Here is a 414-nt window from a genome sequence, read left to right on the forward strand (position 1 = left end):
ATCACCGACCACGCGAGCGGGCCCGCGCCCGAAGTCGTCGTCCTCGATCCGCCCCGTGCGGGGGCGGGCAAGGACGTCATCGCCGCGCTGAGCGAGGCGGGACCCGCCCGGATCGTCCACATCGGTTGCGATCCGGCGTCTTTCGCGCGCGATCTCGGTCTCTACCTGGCGGCCGGATACCACCTCGCCGAGTTGCGCGCGTTCGACGCCTTCCCCGCGACGCATCACGTGGAATGCGTCGCGCTGCTGCGAGCCTGACCGGCAGCCCTACGGCATCACCGGCAGTGTGATGAACGACGGACGCCCGGCATCGTGGAACAGCGTCTGCTCGCCCTCCTTCAGCGACGGGTGCAGATCGAAACGCGGATAGTTGGAGCCCGCGATCTCGACGCGGATGCGATGGCCCGCCGCGAA

1 pseudogene is annotated in these 414 nt (G+C 69.6%); it reads left to right on the forward strand.

The window, feature by feature from the left end:
* Positions 1–258: pseudogene (locus JZ791_RS44400) on the forward strand (class I SAM-dependent RNA methyltransferase); the annotation flags it as partial.
* Positions 259–414 lie beyond the last annotated feature (156 nt).

The organism is Nocardia alni, from assembly GCF_019038435.1.
GTDB lineage: Bacteria > Actinomycetota > Actinomycetes > Mycobacteriales > Mycobacteriaceae > Nocardia > Nocardia alni.